The 17756-nt window shown below is 52.7% G+C and carries 12 protein-coding genes; 2 read left to right on the top strand and 10 right to left on the bottom strand.

All coding sequences use genetic code 11. The features are described from left to right. Nucleotides 1–60: 60 nt before the first annotated feature. The 10 genes from K239x_RS03570 to K239x_RS03525 form a co-directional block, all read right to left on the bottom strand. Complete coding sequence (locus K239x_RS03570) at nt 61–1530, bottom strand: DUF1501 domain-containing protein (protein WP_145416287.1); 1470 nt, start codon at nt 1528–1530, stop codon at nt 61–63. A gap of 135 nt (nt 1531–1665) precedes the next feature. Beyond that, complete coding sequence (locus tag K239x_RS03565) at nt 1666–3516, bottom strand: DUF1800 domain-containing protein (protein ID WP_419189631.1); 1851 nt, start codon at nt 3514–3516, stop codon at nt 1666–1668. A gap of 836 nt (nt 3517–4352) precedes the next feature. Continuing rightward, nucleotides 4353–4661: a hypothetical protein gene (locus K239x_RS03560; RefSeq protein ID WP_145416285.1), complete on the bottom strand. Its 309-nt coding sequence runs from the start codon at nt 4659–4661 to the stop codon at nt 4353–4355. Between the two features lie 158 nt (nt 4662–4819). Beyond that, on the bottom strand, nt 4820–5869 hold the full coding sequence (locus K239x_RS03555; protein ID WP_145416284.1) for a PEP-CTERM sorting domain-containing protein: 1050 nt from the start codon (nt 5867–5869) through the stop codon (nt 4820–4822). Nucleotides 5870–6021: 152 nt separating this feature from the next. Beyond that, on the bottom strand, nt 6022–7116 hold the full coding sequence (locus K239x_RS03550) for a tetratricopeptide repeat protein (RefSeq protein WP_145416283.1): 1095 nt from the start codon (nt 7114–7116) through the stop codon (nt 6022–6024). 346 nt (nt 7117–7462) lie between these two features. Then, entirely contained in the window at nt 7463–8407 is a 945-nt protein-coding gene (gene ispH, locus K239x_RS03545; RefSeq protein ID WP_145416282.1) for a 4-hydroxy-3-methylbut-2-enyl diphosphate reductase, read from the bottom strand. A 178-nt stretch (nt 8408–8585) separates the two neighbouring features. Continuing rightward, nucleotides 8586–9737 carry a Gfo/Idh/MocA family protein gene (locus tag K239x_RS03540; RefSeq protein WP_145416281.1) on the bottom strand — a complete coding sequence of 384 codons (1152 nt, stop codon included), beginning with the start codon at nt 9735–9737 and terminating at the stop codon, nt 8586–8588. A 38-nt stretch (nt 9738–9775) separates the two neighbouring features. Beyond that, nucleotides 9776–10690, bottom strand: a complete 915-nt coding sequence (gene rfbA / locus K239x_RS03535; RefSeq protein WP_145416280.1) for a glucose-1-phosphate thymidylyltransferase RfbA — start codon at nt 10688–10690, stop codon at nt 9776–9778. Between the two features lie 94 nt (nt 10691–10784). Continuing rightward, on the bottom strand, nt 10785–12359 hold the full coding sequence (gene rfbB, locus K239x_RS03530) for a dTDP-glucose 4,6-dehydratase (protein WP_145416279.1): 1575 nt from the start codon (nt 12357–12359) through the stop codon (nt 10785–10787). Nucleotides 12360–12756: 397 nt separating this feature from the next. Next, nucleotides 12757–14196, bottom strand: coding sequence for a sigma 54-interacting transcriptional regulator (locus K239x_RS03525; protein WP_419189630.1), 1440 nt, complete (start codon nt 14194–14196; stop codon nt 12757–12759). Nucleotides 14197–14671: 475 nt separating this feature from the next. On the opposite strand from K239x_RS03525, the gene K239x_RS03520 reads away from it, so the two are divergent. Further along, complete coding sequence (locus tag K239x_RS03520) at nt 14672–15901, top strand: Gfo/Idh/MocA family protein (protein WP_419189629.1); 1230 nt, start codon at nt 14672–14674, stop codon at nt 15899–15901. A gap of 429 nt (nt 15902–16330) precedes the next feature. Next, nucleotides 16331–17746 carry an O-antigen ligase family protein gene (locus tag K239x_RS03515; RefSeq protein ID WP_145416276.1) on the top strand — a complete coding sequence of 472 codons (1416 nt, stop codon included), beginning with the start codon at nt 16331–16333 and terminating at the stop codon, nt 17744–17746. Nucleotides 17747–17756 lie beyond the last annotated feature (10 nt).

Genomic DNA, 17756 nt, shown 5'->3' with positions numbered 1-17756 from the left:
TGTCAACTTGTTTCACGCAGTCTACGCAATCAAGGTGACTACGCGTGTTGCGAATGTTCCTTAGGTCAGGAACCCGAGTGGTCCCGTGGCACCACCGCTGGCATAAAAATTGCGGATATTAGGCAAAACATCCGTCAACATGCTGTCATTCTGGATTCCAAACCACATTGCTAGCTCAGCGTTGTATTCGTCAACCGAAGTGGTCGGGATCAGACGGCCGCGACCGACGTCCTGGTCATTATTCAAAGCAAGTGATTCGGGATAGTCACCGTAGACTTTTCCGCCGTTGACGCCGCCGCCGATCACGAAATGGTTGCCACCCCAAGCGTGGTCACTACCGTTGCCGTTGGTCGACAGCGTGCGGGCAAAGTCCGAAGCGGTAAAAGTCGTCACGCAATCCGCAACTCCCAATGTCTCCGTTTCTTGATAGAACGCACTGAGTGCTTGGCTAACCATTGGCAACATACCCGCTTGCTTGTCCAGCACTTCATCGTGGTGATCCCAGCCGCCGGCCGAGACAAAGAAAATCTGTCGGCCATGGCCAATAGTACTCCGGCCCGCGATCGCTTTGGCAACCATCTTCAATTGGTTTGCCAAACTGGAGTCTGGGAAAGCCGTGGTTGGTTCGGCACTCGTGGCGTCGTTAAACGACTGCGCCGCTTCGATGCTGACTCGTTTGGTTTTTGCCAAGGTCCGCTGCAGCAAATCGCGATACATTTGTCCGAGTTCACTATCACCCGTCGGATAGAGGTTATCCGTAAATTTACGATAGATCCGATCTTGAACATTGTTGCTGCCGTAGCCCGACAACGTCGTTGCACCGGACGAATTGACCACGTAGGGAACAATGTCCGATCCTGTTTGAAAAATGTTCAACGAACCAAGTGCCAAGTTCATCGAGATATTCGGATTGCCGTTCGTTGTCGAACTGAGCAAGTCCGCCATACGACCGCCCCACCCAGTCACTTGTGAACGCGATTGTGGCACCGACGTTTGCCAGTGTTGAATCAAGTCCGAGTGAGAGAATAAACCCAGCGGTAATTTGATGGTGCCGTAATTTGCTTTCGTCGTTGGAAATACCAGACTGCCAACGTTGGCAACCACAGCGGCGTTGCCTGCGTTGTAAAGCGACTGGATCTCAGGCATCCCCGGATGAATCCCAAGCGTCCGGCTATTGTCACCATCACTGATATCAGTATTGATCGGAAGAATCTCTTCGCGCGTTAGACTCAGATTGGTCCGAACACCTGCATAGGCGTCGTACTCCTCCTGCACATGCGGAGTCACCATATTGAAACTGTCGATGCCGCCGAGCAAGAAAACGCAGACCAACGCCTTGTAGTCCTCGCCTCCCCCCGAATCCGCCACCGCACACTGCGTTAACTGGAGATTGAGTAGCTGAGACAAAATGGCGGTCGACGACATGGCGGAACAACCGCCAGCAAGTTTCAGCAAGTTACGACGTGAAAGCGAATCAGCTTGAATTTCGGGTGATGAACCACGACGACGACGCGAAGTTGATTTTGACATGTTGAGTACTTTAAAGATGAGAGCAATGAGAAGAAACCATTGCCAAGCAGTTAGCTTGGCATTCCAAACGTCATCTTGTTGAAGGCTGTCGCTGCCAACTGAACAGACAAGGTGACGTGTCAAATCACTTCAACGTCATTCGGCGATGACATTTGCCGGTGACATCATCACAGCCAGCAACGCGCCACGAGCTCGATTCGCATTTGACGCGTTCGGTTCGTCGTTGATCGCAGCGACGAGGGCATTTCGCATGGCGTTGGTCATCGTTCCCGCACACAGTGTCAGGTCCAAGTGTTCCACCAAACTTTCTGCATCACCAGCCAACGCCTCTTCGGTAGAGAAATCCAACAGAACGTCGATTTCTTCCTTGCCTGCCTTAGCATTATTGACCGTGTTGACGTCAGACTTTGCGTCGCGAATGTCGTTGCGATATCGGTTTGCCATTCGGTTGGCGACCACCGCGTCAAACAACTGAAACTCCGGTGCGTACAACGTACGGTTGGGAATCCTCTTTGATGCTGTAAACGAGCTGATCGGTCCAGCGGGCTGGTAGTTGGGAGAATAAAAGTTGAACACACTTGGCGAACTATAGGGCTGCTGCGACCAGTTGTATCCCATACCGGGCAACTTGTACCAACCACCAGAATCTGGCGTAGTGACGTTGTCGTCGTTGTCAGTATGTGTCACCGAAACGCCATTCCCGAAACGCCGAATGAACGACGCATACATCACGACTGGCTCCATCATCCGGCTGCGTTCCGTGCCAGTACCACGAACCTTGATCGACAACGGACTGCGTACCCGAGTGATCCGAATCGAATTCCAACACTCACGGTCTAGCAAAATTGCTTTGACAACAGCTTTCAAGTCGCCTCGCACGCCTTGACCATTGTCACGAAATACAGCCGACACTCGCCCCAGGTACCTTTTCGATGGATTCGATCGCACCAATCGCTGGATCAGCAATCGCGAAATAAACGGCGCAACGTTGGGATGAGCATAAAGGTTGTCTAGACCAGCATTGATGTCTGCGACACCATCGGTAGTCGCTGGAAGGGTCACGCCTTGCAGCAGCGTCTTGGGATCCTGATCGTGACCACTTTCGTGCATGATCATCGGCGTGTGAAGATTCGACGAACCGTTGCTGACCGTCGTGCTGCCAGCGTAGTTCAGACCGGTAAAGAGTCTCGCAAACGCTTTGATTTCTTCATTGCCATAGGTAGGAATGTCTTCGCCCTGAGCATCCTTTTTGTACTCACCGTTCTGCTTCAGTTCATACAATCCAATGGAAAACAATTGCATGATTTCACGAGCATAATTTTCGTCAGGGAAAACGCCGTTGGCAGGATCACCTTTTTTATTTCGCAAGTGACTCAAATACACGCCCATGATCGGACTGAACGTGACGTCGCCTAACACGTCGCGGTAAGTATCGTCACTGTTTTCAAGCAGCATGTCATAGTAGTTGCTCAGCCCAAGCCAACGCGGCTGTCCCAAGTTGTCTTCGGAAGTTGAATTGAACCCGGACCCCGTTTGGCCGACGACACAAATTTGCATCAAAGCCCAGGCCACACGTTGTTTCAATTGATCGGGTGCCGTAATCGCATTGTGCCACCAAGCTTGGTAGCGGTAACGGGTAATACCAACACTCACTTCGTCGTCTTCCCACCCATCAGCCGTCAGCATTGCCTTGGCAGTGGCGACATGCGAAGTGTGCTGCATCGCAAACTGAGCGTCGATCCAATCCGATGCCGCTTGCGTCACGCCCTTGTCGATCATCTCCAACGTTAGCGCGTCCACTTCTGCCTGCGTTGGCCCAAACGTGGCACGTTGCAAAAACTGAGTCGCTCGAATGCGTACCATTTTTTCTGTCATGTCCGAGCGTGAACTGACGGCAAAGGTTCCTGCATAGGCGGATGAAAAATTGACCGCCGCCAACAAAAGGACAACTGCGAAACAGTTCATCCACTTCAGTCGCGATACCATGCGAACTCTCCGATGATAAGAACTTGAAAAGTCCAAACGCATGGCTTTGTGCGAGGCTGCGTTTGAAATGAGAAGAGAAGGTCGAGCGACTGTGGATTGAACAAAATTCTTACGATCATTTGGTTCAAAATGTCAATCAACGGTCACTCGGATTCTGGATCAGACTAATGAGGGCTGGCTCAAGGGTCAACGGATTAACCTTAACCACACCTTTGTGTCGACAATTCGCCACCCAAATGGCTATCCTCGAATCCACCGGCCGATAGATCTCAAGTACGCGATTGGTGGATCTGCCTGTCACTCACTTGCCCATCGCACCCCTGGCCAGACAAGCACGCCTGCTTTGCATTTATCGCCAGCACGTAATAAGAAAACCGCTATCGAGTATCTCTCGTTGGCGGCTTAACACCTAAATGACTGTCAGCGCGACTGTCGAATCCGGGCTGGGACAGATGCAGGGCGGAATGTGTCGATGCAAAGATAGGCCCGATCGTTCTGCCGTAGTCACAACCGGCTGATATACGGGGCCAGCGACTGGATCGTGAACGCGGTGAGTCCGTTTCCAACAGTCTCGTCAAACACTTAATGCCGAAACCAAACGTTCCCAGATAAATGTGCGTCGGCGAAGCATGCACACGTGTCGCGAATCTTCTCCGCGCCAAACACCGTCACAGGACGCTGGTGATCGTCCGTAGGCAAAATCGCGGTCACGCCAGACTTTTCCTTTTCATGCAACAAAGAAAGCCGCCGCATTGCTGCGGCGGCACCTAGTTTGACAGAGATCCGAAACTCCCGCGAGCTTCGCGCGGGAGCCAAATCTTTTCCTCTGCAAGCGTTTAGTAACCGTAGTAACTGCTGTACGTCACAACGGGTCGATAGACCGGCACGACGGCTGGATAGTGAACGTGGTGAGTCACTACCGGTGTAATCACAGGGCGGACCATCGGATAAACAACGGGTGCCCGATAGGCCACCACGACAGGTCGCACGGGAGCAATGCGTTGGTGAAACGCAGCTCGGCGAACCATATGGCGATGGTGCGGCCCGATGAACGGCCCAACCGCCTGAGCCGATGGGGCGGATGCAACGGCGAAGGCACCGATCAAGAGTGCTGGTAACACAGCGATCTTCAAAAAGCGTTTCATGACATCATTCCAGGTTTGTGGGGGGGAGCAGAACTCAAAGCGTCGGCCATTCAGCTCCGAAATACGGAAACCGTAGCCTGTGTCATAACATGGATCGCCATCGGGACAAACATCCGGACCTTCAAGCAAGTATTTGACAGTAAATATCCGAACGTGACCTAATTCCGCCGGCGACGGGTGAAGGAAACTCCACCTAGCAAAATAATCGCAAACACAGTGGAAGGCTCGGGAACGGCTGTTACGGTCCACCCCACGTCAGACATCATTCCGCGAGTGATTGGATCTATCTCGAATCCTGTGCCTACGGTCGCGATCGGACTCATCAGTTCCAGCGGAAAGTCGTCTTCGTCTACGTGAGAATACGTAGAACCTAATCTCCAATTACCCGCAGGTGTGCCTCCAAAGTCGGTCGAATACGTGCCTTCCAAATCAGCGGTGACCCCGCTCGCTCCGTTCCAGCGAATGTCATCGTTCAGAATTGCCGTCATACGTTCAGCGTCAGTAAGTCCGGTAAGAGCCGCGCTGTCGCTCTTTCGCACAACCTGATTGTCAAAGCTGTTGAAAAGACCACCATTTATATAGCGAGCAGTTGTCGGGACCTGCGTGCCATCGTTGATGTTGTTCTGATCAGTGATCTCTACACCAACGGCATCAAAAGGCGCGATCGTGCCTCCAAACCCCAGACCGTGACCAATTTCATGCAACGCTACTTCAACGAAATCAACTGTGTTTGCGCCGCCCATTCCGTCAGTGCCGTAGTAGAAAGTCGTATTTCCTAGAACAGTATTCCCATCAACGTCTGAATTGAAAAAACCTTGCATTTCGCTACCCGCCACAACATCCGCTCCACTCAAATGGTTGCGGATTCCGCCTGCGAAAAAGACATTGTTTCCCTGCGGGTTGCCAGCAACAAATCCAGACCCCAAAGCGCCTGCAAATCCCAACGTCGCTGAATTTGCGCCGCCGCCAAGTGGATTGAACTGGACGTCAATCGTAACTGTTTCACCAACGTAAGAAGCTTCTAGTGCATTGCCCCAAATATCGAGCGCAAATTGCAGAGCACCGGTTCGCGCTGCTCCCAATGTCGCGTCATTGAATCCCTCACCCCCGCCATCCAAAATGTTGGCAACGATGTTGACGGGAGCTGCAAAGGCGAAAGCACTGGCCACAAAAAACGCTGCGAGGGCTCCAATAATTCGATGGCCCATAATTTTCTCACTTTTGATGCACGGACTAGCTGGGTTGCGTAAATTAAACAAACCGCGAGGTCAGATCAAACAATCATCCGCCAGAGGGGCAGTGTGCGGGATAGAGCCCAACAAACTGCAGGTGTAAGCATGTCCCTCGTCCCGATTGGTGGCTAGTCTTCCACCACGATCTCTTCGGAAGCTCCCTGATCGACTGACTCGCTGAATAGTTTGCCCTCCAGGCTTTCCCTAGGACCGTACGTTGTCCTTGCTTTCATCCCAAGAAACCATTGTTGCTGATCCCGCAAAGCTGCAGCTTTCACAGTTTGACCAAGCTGCTCGTACAGTCCCACCAGCTTCTGAACCAGACGTTGATCACGGGCCCCCATCGATAACGCCGCCTCCAAATCGACGACTGCCGCCTCGACTTTCCCTTCAACGGCCAGAATATTCCCACGGGTAAATAGATACTCGGAATTCTGAGGATGGGCTGCAATGAGGCCATCGATCAGGCTTTTTGCTTGGTCGAACCTGGGTGGATCGACCTGGGCCAAGTAGGAAGCCAAGTTGTTTAGCGCTAGTTGATGATTACGTGAGTTAATCGTCGAACGATCAACGGCATTTTGAAGCGAGTTGACTGCTTGATCGACTCGTCCGTCGAGAAATGCCTGGGCGCCGAGCACAATGTCGATCGCACCATTGCTCTTCTGTTGCCGTTTGAAAGTGGCAAGGATCGTGTTGGCTCTGTCATAGATACATGTCTCATTGCGGAGTTCACACACTCGAATCCAGACTGCGATAGCATCTGGAGACAGTTCAGCTGCTTCCCTGAGAAGCCTTGTCGACTGAGCGATGTCGTTACCACGCAATCGGTCCGACTTTTCAACAAGATGCTGTGTAAGGGTCGGCTCAAGCTCTGGAAACTTTTTTACTCCGGTTCTCAGAACGTCGATCGCTTCAGTTCGCTGCTTCAAAATCAATAGTGATCTAGAGAGCGCGATAAAGTCTGAGTAGTTATGAGCGTCTTCGTTCTGAATCACTTGACGGAAATGTTCGGCCGCGCGTGAGGCTGCACGGCGTGAAGACTCGACCTCTCCTTGCTCCCTCAACAGCGTTGCCAACTGCAAATAGAGATCAGGACGTTTAACAACCAGTGTCCGGATCAGATCGACAGCTTTTTGGGTCTGCTTGGAGACCACGTACATTTGCACTAACGCAAGCTTGCCCGGTAGATCACCGTGGTCCGCCAACACCGTCAAGTGATGCAAGAGTGTTCGGAAATGTGTGACATCTGATCGAAATTGACCGCTTTCAAAGTGCTGCTCGACGACAAACTGATGGGCCGGCAAGAACGCAGGACGCAATTGCGTTAAACGCCGAATTTCGCTCGATGCTGCGGAATCCTTTCCTTCTTTCAGCAAATCCCTTGCATCGTCAAGACGCTCCTGCAACCTCACCAAAGATGCAGGAGACTTGTCTTCGGCAGTGGGCCCTGGGGCAATGCCAGGCTCTTTCGCCAGCCAATACGAACAAGCCGCTAACGCCAGCAAAATCAAGCATAAAACGGCAATCGCAGCTCGAAACATATACCGCCTCTTATAGACTCAAGAGTTGCTACGCTTTTGTTTCCGCCGCGAAAGCTCGCAGTGGTTTGGGTAGTGGGAAGACGACTGACTCTTCTCGAATCTCGGCGGTCTCGACGGTGGCTCCGAATTTATTAACCAGCCAATCGATGGCGGATTGGACGACCGACTCGGGGGCGCTTGCTCCGGCAGTGATCAGGACTGTGTTGGCGTCGGTGAAATACTCGTCTTTCAGATCTTGGGGACCGTCGACTAGATAGGCTGCTTTGCCTTTGTCGGCGGCAAGTTCTCGCAGTCGTTGCGAGTTGCTGCTGTTCTGACTGCCAAGCACAACAACCACGTCAGCACGATCGGTCAATATATGGACGGCTTCTTGGCGGTTTTGGGTTGCGTAACAGATGTCTTCTTTGGGCGGGCTTTCGATGTCTGGGAAACGCTCGCGAAGTCGCTTGATAATTCGCGTTGCGTCATCGACGCTTAAGGTAGTTTGCGTCAGATAAGCCAGTTTGGTTTCGTCCGCAATTTGCAATTCGTCCACGCCCGCTTCATCTTCGACCAGAACGATCGCTTCGGGAGCTTCGCCCATGGTGCCGATGACTTCATCGTGGCCTTCGTGGCCGATCAAGATGATTGTAAATCCGGCCTTGGCGTACTTGATGGCCTCAAGATGGACTTTCGTCACCAGCGGGCAAGTCGCATCAAGAGCATTCAGCTGGCGAGCTTTGGCAGCCTCACGAATTGCCGGCGAAACACCATGGGCCGAAAACAGCAGCACGCTTTCTTCGGGGACTTCGTCGATGGTGTCGACAAAGATCGCGCCTTTTTCTTTGAATCGGTTGACCACATATTGGTTGTGAACGATCTCGTGGTAGACGTAGACCGGTGGACCGAATTTTTGCAGCGTCAGCTCCAGCGAATCGATCGCCATGTTGACGCCGGCACAGAAACCACGAGGTGCTGCGAGAATGATTTTCATAGCTGCTTGGAGCGGTAGAGCAAAAGTGTAGGGGAGCTACGAACTACCATAACCGCCATCAAGCCACTTCGTCTAACCAGGGCAAAATGCAAACCTGGGACGATGCTTTCGTTTCGTGGGAAAAGGCTGCAAATCTGAGCCGGTATCCCAAAAAGAAAAGCCTTGGGCGCCCAGTTGCTTAGATGACAACTTTCAACGGCGGAGCGGAAGCACGCTCAGTCGTTTTGGTCTGAAAATCCTGCGGATCTGCTTGACCACTCGCCCCTTCCCTGCTGGCTTGATCGATGGTTCGCAGCACAGCCACGCTTTGGTCCAACGGCATGATGGAACTTTCGACTAAGCCATCCTGGAGACATTTCATTGCTTCGCTGGCCTGATACTGATAACCATTGCCGCGATAGCCAACGTGGATCGTGCGATAGGGCGGCCAACACCGACGTTTGACAGCGGACAAAATCCGGCGAGCCTTTTGCTTGGCGTTGAATAATCCTAGATTGCCGCTGCGAGTCGATTCAAACGCCCCCGCCGGAATTGCTGATCGCGTCAGCCTAGCGGTATCCGGTCGATACATGGGCGTGTCGATTTGAATGACGCCATCGGTGCCAACAATGGTTGCCTGAGTCGGAAGCTCGCAAACGATGTCGGCCGCCACCGTAGCCAACGCACCGGATTTGTATCGAAACGCACCGACGGCTCGTTCGTTTACGCTATCCAACGCATCCGGGCCGTATCGTCCGTTGACACAATCCCAATGCACGTGATCCGGTTCTCCCAAATACTGTACTGCTAGCGAAGTTGGATACACACCCAAGTCCAAGATCGCTCCGCCAGAGTCCGATCGAAACAACCGTGGATTCGAACGCGGTGTCTGTCGAAGCCCAAAGTCCGCCGACACAGACATCACTTCGCCGATCTCACCACTGGCAACTAGGTCACGCAATCGAAGATGCAAAGGAATAAATCGCGACCACATCGCTTCCATGCAGAACACACCGTACGTCTCGGATGCCTGGGCGATCTCCGCCGCCTCATCCGCGTTCATCGCAAACGGTTTTTCACAGACCACCGGCATCCCGGATTCGATGCACTCCATGCACAGCGCATGATGAAGCGATGCGATGGCACCGATATAAACGATGTCAATATCTTGGCGAGCAATCAAATCGGAATACGACGATTCGAACGCATCGATCGAGTACTGGGCGGCGAACTGCGACGCGCGGTGGGGCGACTGCGAAGCAACCGCGCGGATGTTGACATCGTCTAACTCACGCAGTCCGTTGATAAACTGCTGTGCTGCGTAACCCGTCCCGATGATTCCCCAACGCATGGTCGCATCCCTTTTGCTAAGCCCAATCGTTCGCCCGCTTAACTGGCGGCCAGCGAATTGTTGGAAAACTGTTTTGTGATCGATCGCAAATACGCGCCGTACTCGCTTTTCATGTTGGCCGTGTTTTCTGCAAGTTGTTCCGCAGTGATGAACCCCATGCGCAACGCAATTTCTTCAGGACAGCAAATCCGCAATCCTTGCCGCTGCTCGATCGCTGCAATGAAATTGCCGGCTTGCAGCAAAGCCATCGGGGTTCCTGTATCAAGCCAAGCCATACCGCGGCTGAATCGCTGGACTGATAGCGTTCCGTCTTGCAAATAATGCTCAATCACGTCAGTGATTTCGTATTCGCCGCGAGCCGATGGCTGTAATGACTGCGCGATCGAAACCACACGGTTGTCAAAGAAATAGATCCCGGGCACGGCCAAATTTGTTTGGGGGTCGATCGGTTTTTCGACAATCGCAATCGGATTATCAAATTCATCCAGTTCGATCACACCATAGCGTTCGGGATCGCGGACTTCATACGCAAAGATCGTCGCGCCCTCTTGGTTGGCCGCCGCACGCTGCAAGATCGTCGCCAGATCATTGCCGTGAAAAATATTGTCGCCCAGAATGAGCGCGACATTGTCGTCGCCAATAAACGAGCTTCCAATCACAAACGCTTGCGCCAAACCGTTTGGTCGAGGCTGGACTTCGTAGCTGATCTGGATTCCAAACTGTGAACCATCGCCCAGTAGTGACGAAAACCGGTCAATCTCCTCAGGAGAAGAAATCAGCAACACATCCTGGATCCCCGCCAACATCAATGCTGACAGCGGGTAGTACACCATTGGTTTATCGTAGACCGGCAATAGTTGCTTATTGCATCCACTGGTCATGGGAGCCATGCGGGTCCCGCTACCGCCGGCAAGAATGATGCCTTTGGAAACGCGTGATTCAGTAGCTGACATGATTCGTCTCGCGATAAGTGTTAGTCAATTTGCGTCCAAGCGTGAAGTCAACCGGATCGTCCAGTCGCTGTTGATCGTCAAACGTCTTGGCACACTATGCGTCGACCAGTTGATAGGGCGTTCCTTGGTTGTCTTCGTGCCGAATTTCGTCAACCGCTTCTTTCTTGCCCTCACCGGCGTACAGACGATTGGGTGCGTTAAAGACAATTCCAGGACGCAGACTAATATTCTTGTAAGCATGCACTACGCCCGGTGGCACGATCACCGACTGAGGGTTGCTCTCACCCACGACCACGGTGAATCGTTCTCCGAATGTCGGCGAGCCTTCGCGCGAGTCCCACAAATACAATCGGAAGTCACCGGGTCCAAAAAAACCAAACAGGTCACTTTGGTCGACGTGTTCATGGGGTCCACGAGAAACGCCCGGCATCGTTTGGCTGACATAAGCCATGACCGGTTCGTTGCCGATCGGAATTTCGTCGTTGCGATACAACTCGATCAACCATCCACGATCGTCGGTGTACTGTGTCAATTGCTCAAACACGACGCCGTCGAACGGTTTGTCGACGGTTGATCCAAGTTCGCGCTCGGTCGACTGCGTCAACTGATCGGTCATCGAATTGGCTGACGTTCCCAACCGTTGTCCGTGATAACCTTTCTCGCGTGTGCTGGTCACCCAATCTGGATTCGACAAATACCAACTAACCGTGTCCTTGATACCTTGCTCGAATGAAACGGATGGTTTCCAGCCAAGTTCAGACGAAAGTTTTGACGCATCGATCGAATAGCGAAAATCGTGACCAGGTCGATCACGTACGTACTGAATATTTTTTGATGATGGTTGGTCGCTTGGGCAAAGCTCATCCACCGTTTGGCAGATGGCATGCACGACTTCCAAATTGGAGCGTTCGGCATCGCCACCGATATTGTAGGTGTCACCGATCCGGCCGGACTCCAAAATCAACCGCAGCGCCGAACAATGATCTTCGACGTGTAGCCAATCACGTACATTTAGACCGGTCCCGTAGACGGGCAACTGCTTGCCTTCGACCGCATGCAACGTCATCAACGGAATCAACTTTTCGGGAAATTGATAAGGCCCATAATTGTTTGAACAGTGGGTGGTGATCGTCGGCAACGCAAATGTTTCGTGATACGAACGGACGAGATGGTCGCTGGCTGCTTTGGATGCCGAATACGGCGAATTGGGTTGAAACGGCGTCGATTCAGTAAAGCTTCCCGAATCCCCAAGTGACCCAAAGACTTCATCGGTCGACACGTGCACAAAGCGAAATCCTTGACTGCGTTCTTCGCTCAACGCATGCCAATATTCGCGTGCTGCTTCCAGCATCTCGAAAGTGCCGACAACGTTCGTACGGACAAACATGCCGGGCGAACCAATACTGCGATCGACGTGTGATTCGGCTGCCAAGTTGATTACCGCATCGCAATCGTATCGATGCAGTAGTTCCAAGACCAACATCCCATCGCAGACATCGCCCTGAACAAAAATGTGATTCTCGTCTTGTTCCAAATCCTTCAACGACGCAAGGTTTCCCGCATACGTCAGTTTGTCCAAATTGACGACGCGGTAGCCAGCGCGAATTAAATGCCTGACTAAGTTGCTGCCAATGAAGCCGGCGCCGCCGGTGACTAAAACCGTTTTCATGTTGACGTCCAATCGTACGAGCCAGGAATGTTTCACTGATCCCAGGGAACGCAACTCCCGTTCCGAACACACGGACGTTTGTGATTCGTGTTAGACCATTTCATTCAAAGCACCGTTAACGTCACTCGCAGAACCTTTAATGACATTTATAGGCAACGATTACTGACGCAGCGATTTCGTCGTACGGCACGATTCGTTACGCGTTCATCACATGACAAACAAGAATGAATCAAATCGAGAAACCCCTGCGGCAACTTCCTCATATCGAACAGGCAAACCGATGTCGCGGATCAAGCACATGCAGGAGCAGCATCGGAACGCACGCTCGCATGGTTCCCCAGCGCACGCTCGCGTAGCGCCACAGCGGGCACGCTCGCATTACTCGCATAACGCGATGTTAAGAGATGCGAGAATCAGCTTTGATCTGATTCAGTTCGATCTGAAAGCGCTTAATCTTTCGATAGATCGTCGCCTGACCAAGGCCAAGTAGCTTGGCGGCTGCCACGGCATTGCCGTCGGATTTTTCCAATGCCGCTACGATGGCTTGCCGTTCCACATTTTTCATATGACTCAGCTCGGGTTCGGGCTGGACGTGCGTGCCGGCGCGAGTCGACTTGATTTCCGCGGGCACGTGACTGATGCCAATAAAAGCATCGCGTGTCAGCAACACCATCCGCGTCACCAAATTTTCCAGTTGGCGAATATTGCCCGGCCAATCGTATTGAACCAGACACTCCATCGCGCCTTCGCTAAACCCGACGACCTGCCGCCGATGAAGTTCCGCCGATCGTTCCAAGAACGTGTTGGCAAGAATCGGAATGTCTTCCCGACGTTCACGCAGCGGTGGCATCCGAATAGGAAACACGTTCAGCCGATAGTAAAGATCTTCTCGCAAGAGATGCGATTGAACCATTTCTTTTGGTTCTCGGTTTGTCGCCGCAATGACGCGGACGTCTGCCTTTTGTTGTTGGTTGGCACCCACCCGCATAAAGGTTCCGTCTTGCAAAAAACGTAACAGCTTGGCTTGCAGCATGATGTCCATCTCGCCGATTTCGTCTAACAGCAAGGTGCCGCCGTTGGCCGTTTCGCACCAACCCTTCGATGCGGTATCGGCGCCCGTGTAAGCACCTTTTTCGTATCCAAACAAAATACTTTCGGCGATATTGGGTGGCAAAGCAGCGACATTGACGGGCACAAACGTCTTGTCGGCTCGAAGTGAATTGTGGTGAATCGCACGTGCCAACAGCTCCTTTCCCGTGCCACTTTCGCCCAAAATCAAAACGGTCGCGTCGCTTTGCGCAACTTGTTCGACCAAATCCAAAACGTCCATCACCGCTTGGCTCTTGCCCAAAATTTCGTAGTTCCCCATCCCACGCGATTTACAGTGCGCTTCGTGGTGCTTCATGGCCCGATGATCGGCTTGCTGCTGCTTGGCCAACCCGTCAACCAAACGGCTGATCTGTTTCGTCGCACAGGATTTGGCGACGACGTCAAATGCGCCATGCTTGACCAGCGACACCGCTAGCGAAATCGATGGATCGGATGACACAGCGACCACGGGCGTCGTCTTCCAACCAGAACGCAATCGATCCAGAAGCCGCATGTCAACGACTCGGTCGGCCGCGGAGTCACTTAAACCATCAGGCTGGCTCACGTCCAACACAACACAAGTCGGTGCCTGCTGGTTCATCACGTCGGTCAGTTGCGCATCGTCGTGAGCAACAATGCTGGAAAACCCCCATGCGCCTAGATCGGACTTCACACTGGCTGCAAATTTGGAATCATTGGAGACAATGGCAATGATCGCATCTGGTTTTGTTAATGACTGTTTCTTCATGTCGCGCATTGGGAACGGTGTAGTCAATGGCTCGCAAATCGACGGCTTTCAATTCCAATCGTTTCGCTGTCCATAATTCTCATGGCTGATTGAACGCGAGCGTCTTTCTCGTTCGTTTGAAACTGCTATAAGCAGTGCCGGAAGTCAAACTAGGCAAACCCCATGCCGGTATCCGGTTTCGCAAATCATCTGATTTACGATGGAGGGCGGACCCACCTAGAGAGCCTCCTAGGGCCCACAGCCCTAACCCTATGGAGGAAGTTTAAATTGGCAACAAATGCAAGATAAAGTTTGTGTGATGGATCGCCACGCCGACGTGCTTACCAGAGACGCATTGGATTGAAGAATTGCGCGCAGAGTGCGCAGTGGCAGGTGTTCAAGACTTCAGTTTGGCGATTTCGGCGCGGCACTTGCGTAGTGAATGAAATGTCATTTGTTTCGCCCTGAACCCATTTTCACAACGCCTGAGTTATCAATGAACATTGCATTGATTGGTTGCGGATACGTTGCTGACTTCTATCTGCAAACGCTCCCGAATCATCCCCAACTAAACTTCTTGGGCGCACACGACGCCATTGCGGAACGATCGTCAGAGTTGTGCAAACATTTTGGCGGCCATCACTATCAATCCATTGATGAAGTGCTTTGCGATGATCGCGTCGACGCCGTTATCAATCTGACAAACCCCAGAAGTCACTTTGAGATTTCCGCTGCTGCACTGGATGCGGGCAAACACGTGTACAGCGAAAAACCCCTGGCCACGGATTTGGGACAGGCTGCCGAATTGGTCGACATGGCAAAATCCAGACGCTTGCAATTGTCCTCAGCACCCTGCAATGTCCTGAGTGAAACGGCACAAACGGCTTGGCAGGCACTGCGCAATAACGCAATTGGAACCGTTCGATTGGCTTATGCGGAGATGGACGACGGTTTGATTCACCAAATGCCATACGACCAGTGGAAAAGCATTCTGGGCCGTCCATGGCCGGTGAAAGACGAACTTGAAGTTGGCTGCACGCTGGAACACGCCGGCTACTATCTCACTTGGCTGGTAGCGTTTTTTGGTTCCGTCACGCGACTGACGACTTTCCCGCGCTGCCTGATTCCCAGCAAAAACACCCGGGAAACAATTGACGTGATGGCACCCGATTTTTCGGTGGCCTGTTTGGAATTTGAATCCGGTGTCGTGGCCAGGCTGACATGCAGCATCATCGCCCAACACGATCACCACCTAAAAATCTACGGCGACGATGGCACGTTGTCCGTGGAAGACTGCTGGTATTACAACTCGCCGGTGTATGTCGAACCGTTTTCGACCATGTCAGCGAGAATGAAAAAGATCCCGTTGATGGCAAGGATCAAGGGTGTGCATCGACGCAAGTTGCCGCCATTGGCAGGCCCAGGGTTTGGACATTGTTACGGAACCGGAGGTCATCACATGGACTTTTCACGCGGCATCGCTGATTTGGCAAAGGCCGTCCAAGACGGTCAAGAGTGTCACTTGTCGGCCGACTTTTCGCTTCACATCAACGAAGTGGTTCTAAAAATCCAAACGCCAACCGAAGGACTCGCGACGCAGAACATCGATACGCGTGCCGGTTCGATCTCGCCGATGCCGTGGGCACAGAAGATCGATTCCGGACGCGCGCGAGAGCAATTCGAAGAAACAATCCGTGACCCGCTGACACCCGCCATTGTTTCGTAGTTGATTGGCTTCCCAGATTTCGCGACACCAGCGAGCGGTTTAATGTGACTCATCAGACTGCCCTTCTCTGCTCGCATTTCGTCTATGGGCGCTTTTACATTCTCACTATGGCAGCGAATCGCCAGACAGTTTTATCGTTCTGATCGTCGACCAGTTTCGATCGAACCACACCGATACAGAAACAAATTTTGATGGTTTCTTCTCAGATGTCGGTGAAGGGAAAGTTGTTAACCGCTATGCCACGCCAGCAAGCGCGCGTACGCCCCCGCAAATCGTCAACGTGACTTTTCTGGTGGGCATTCACAATCCGTTAGCGGCACGCGGTACAGGTTTTGCGAATCACGTTTTGCAAATCCCATTGCGTTTGTCCGGCCATCCATTCGGAGAACTGGCAAGAAACGACGACTCACACTCAAGCAAACTTGTTCCTTGTTCTTTCCCATTCTCGCCATGATTGTCGTCGCGTTGCTTGTCAGCGTGCTGATCAGCTGTGCTAGCTTGGCAACTCGCGTGGGCTGGGTTTGCGCGATGCTGGCACCCGCATGGCTGTCACGCGGTGTCGGTGCATTAAGTATTGATCTGCGATTCATGACACTTGGTTTGCTGGCCGTCATCTGCATTGGCAGTGGTCGATGGATCAAAGGCTGGAACTGGGTCGACTTGTTTGTTGGCGTCCTCACCGTCGTCGCAATGATTTCGCTGCAACGCTCCCAATTATTCGGCCCATCTGAATGCTTGGTCATCCTTTCGACATGGGTGGTGCCGTATGTCATGGGCCGATTGGTCATCACAAAGCTCAGCGATTTGGATCAACTTTTGCCGTATGCGTGCGCTGTTTGCCTGGTCTTGTCCACTTGGTCGGTGGTCGAATCGACTACCAAAGTCAACCCGCTCAACGTGATCGCGGGTCGCGGTGGATCACGCATTGCCGGCGAAAATTATCGAATGAATCTGCGCCGCGCCGAAGGCCCGCTGGGGCATCCGATCTATTTTGGCATGACGATCGCAATGCTTTTTCCATGGTCGATCGAAGGCGCACGGCAAGCTTGGAATAACCAATTGCCGCGACTGTTTATCGTGACGCCGATCCTTTGTGCTGCAGGAGTATTTTGCACGCTCTCGCGAGGTCCCATATTGGTATTGGCCGTTTCGATCGGGAGTGCACTGTTCTTTTGGAAACCCGCATGGAGACTACCTTTGGGCATTCTGGCCTTCGCGGCTCTGGCCCTGATGGTCGCGGCGTGGCCCATTGTCGTTGACCAGTTGGAATCGCTTTCGGGTGAAGAACAAGGTCACACCGTCACCATCAACGGCGATGAATACGAATACTCGGGAACCAAACACCGAACACTGCTCTACATCGTCTATGCCTCCGCGATGCAAGACGCAGGCTGGTTGGGTCATGGTAAATGGGGCGCAAAAACCGATCACCTGCTCTACGTCGAACCTGAACTGCGGCGAACCTTTCGGTCCATCGACAATCACTATGTGCTGTTGATATTGAATTGGGGCATCGCCGGTCTGATCGCGTTTCTTGCACTGGGGTTATTTGCGATCGGTTCGTCTTCGCAACTCGCATTCGTTGGCGCCCCAGCCTACCGCGTTCTGATTGGATCAATGTCGGGCACCATCGCGGCGGTGATGTTGCTGCTGTTGACCGTGTGGTTCTCCAACGGCTTCGGTTTTTCGTGGCTGTGCTACATCGGAATGCTTAGCAGCAGCGTTTCGGCAGCCAACAAAACGAAACACTCACCCCGCATGGCGACTCACCGAATTGCGTCAGCACCACCGCGCCGAAAAATTCGCGCAAACGCGGAACCGTTTCATCAGGCTGGCCACGTCTGATCCTAAGATT

It is taken from the genome of Stieleria marina, from assembly GCA_007741555.1.
Lineage (GTDB): Bacteria > Planctomycetota > Planctomycetia > Pirellulales > Pirellulaceae > K23-9.
This window is presented reverse-complemented; position numbering and strand designations above follow the sequence as displayed.

What these genes read in the sequence shown, in the direction of transcription:
- rfbB (WP_145416279.1), bottom strand. Translation starts at nt 12,359, where the DNA reads ATGAAAACGGTTTTAGTCACCGGCGGCGCCGGCTTCATTGGCAGCAAC.
- K239x_RS03520 (WP_419189629.1), top strand. Translation starts at nt 14,672, where the DNA reads ATGAACATTGCATTGATTGGTTGCGGATACGTTGCTGACTTCTATCTG.
- rfbA (WP_145416280.1), bottom strand. Translation starts at nt 10,690, where the DNA reads ATGTCAGCTACTGAATCACGCGTTTCCAAAGGCATCATTCTTGCCGGC.
- K239x_RS03570 (WP_145416287.1), bottom strand. Translation starts at nt 1,530, where the DNA reads ATGTCAAAATCAACTTCGCGTCGTCGTCGTGGTTCATCACCCGAAATT.
- K239x_RS03565 (WP_419189631.1), bottom strand. Translation starts at nt 3,516, where the DNA reads ATGGTATCGCGACTGAAGTGGATGAACTGTTTCGCAGTTGTCCTTTTG.
- K239x_RS03525 (WP_419189630.1), bottom strand. Translation starts at nt 14,196, where the DNA reads ATGAAGAAACAGTCATTAACAAAACCAGATGCGATCATTGCCATTGTC.
- K239x_RS03560 (WP_145416285.1), bottom strand. Translation starts at nt 4,661, where the DNA reads ATGAAACGCTTTTTGAAGATCGCTGTGTTACCAGCACTCTTGATCGGT.
- K239x_RS03555 (WP_145416284.1), bottom strand. Translation starts at nt 5,869, where the DNA reads ATGGGCCATCGAATTATTGGAGCCCTCGCAGCGTTTTTTGTGGCCAGT.
- ispH (WP_145416282.1), bottom strand. Translation starts at nt 8,407, where the DNA reads ATGAAAATCATTCTCGCAGCACCTCGTGGTTTCTGTGCCGGCGTCAAC.
- K239x_RS03540 (WP_145416281.1), bottom strand. Translation starts at nt 9,737, where the DNA reads ATGCGTTGGGGAATCATCGGGACGGGTTACGCAGCACAGCAGTTTATC.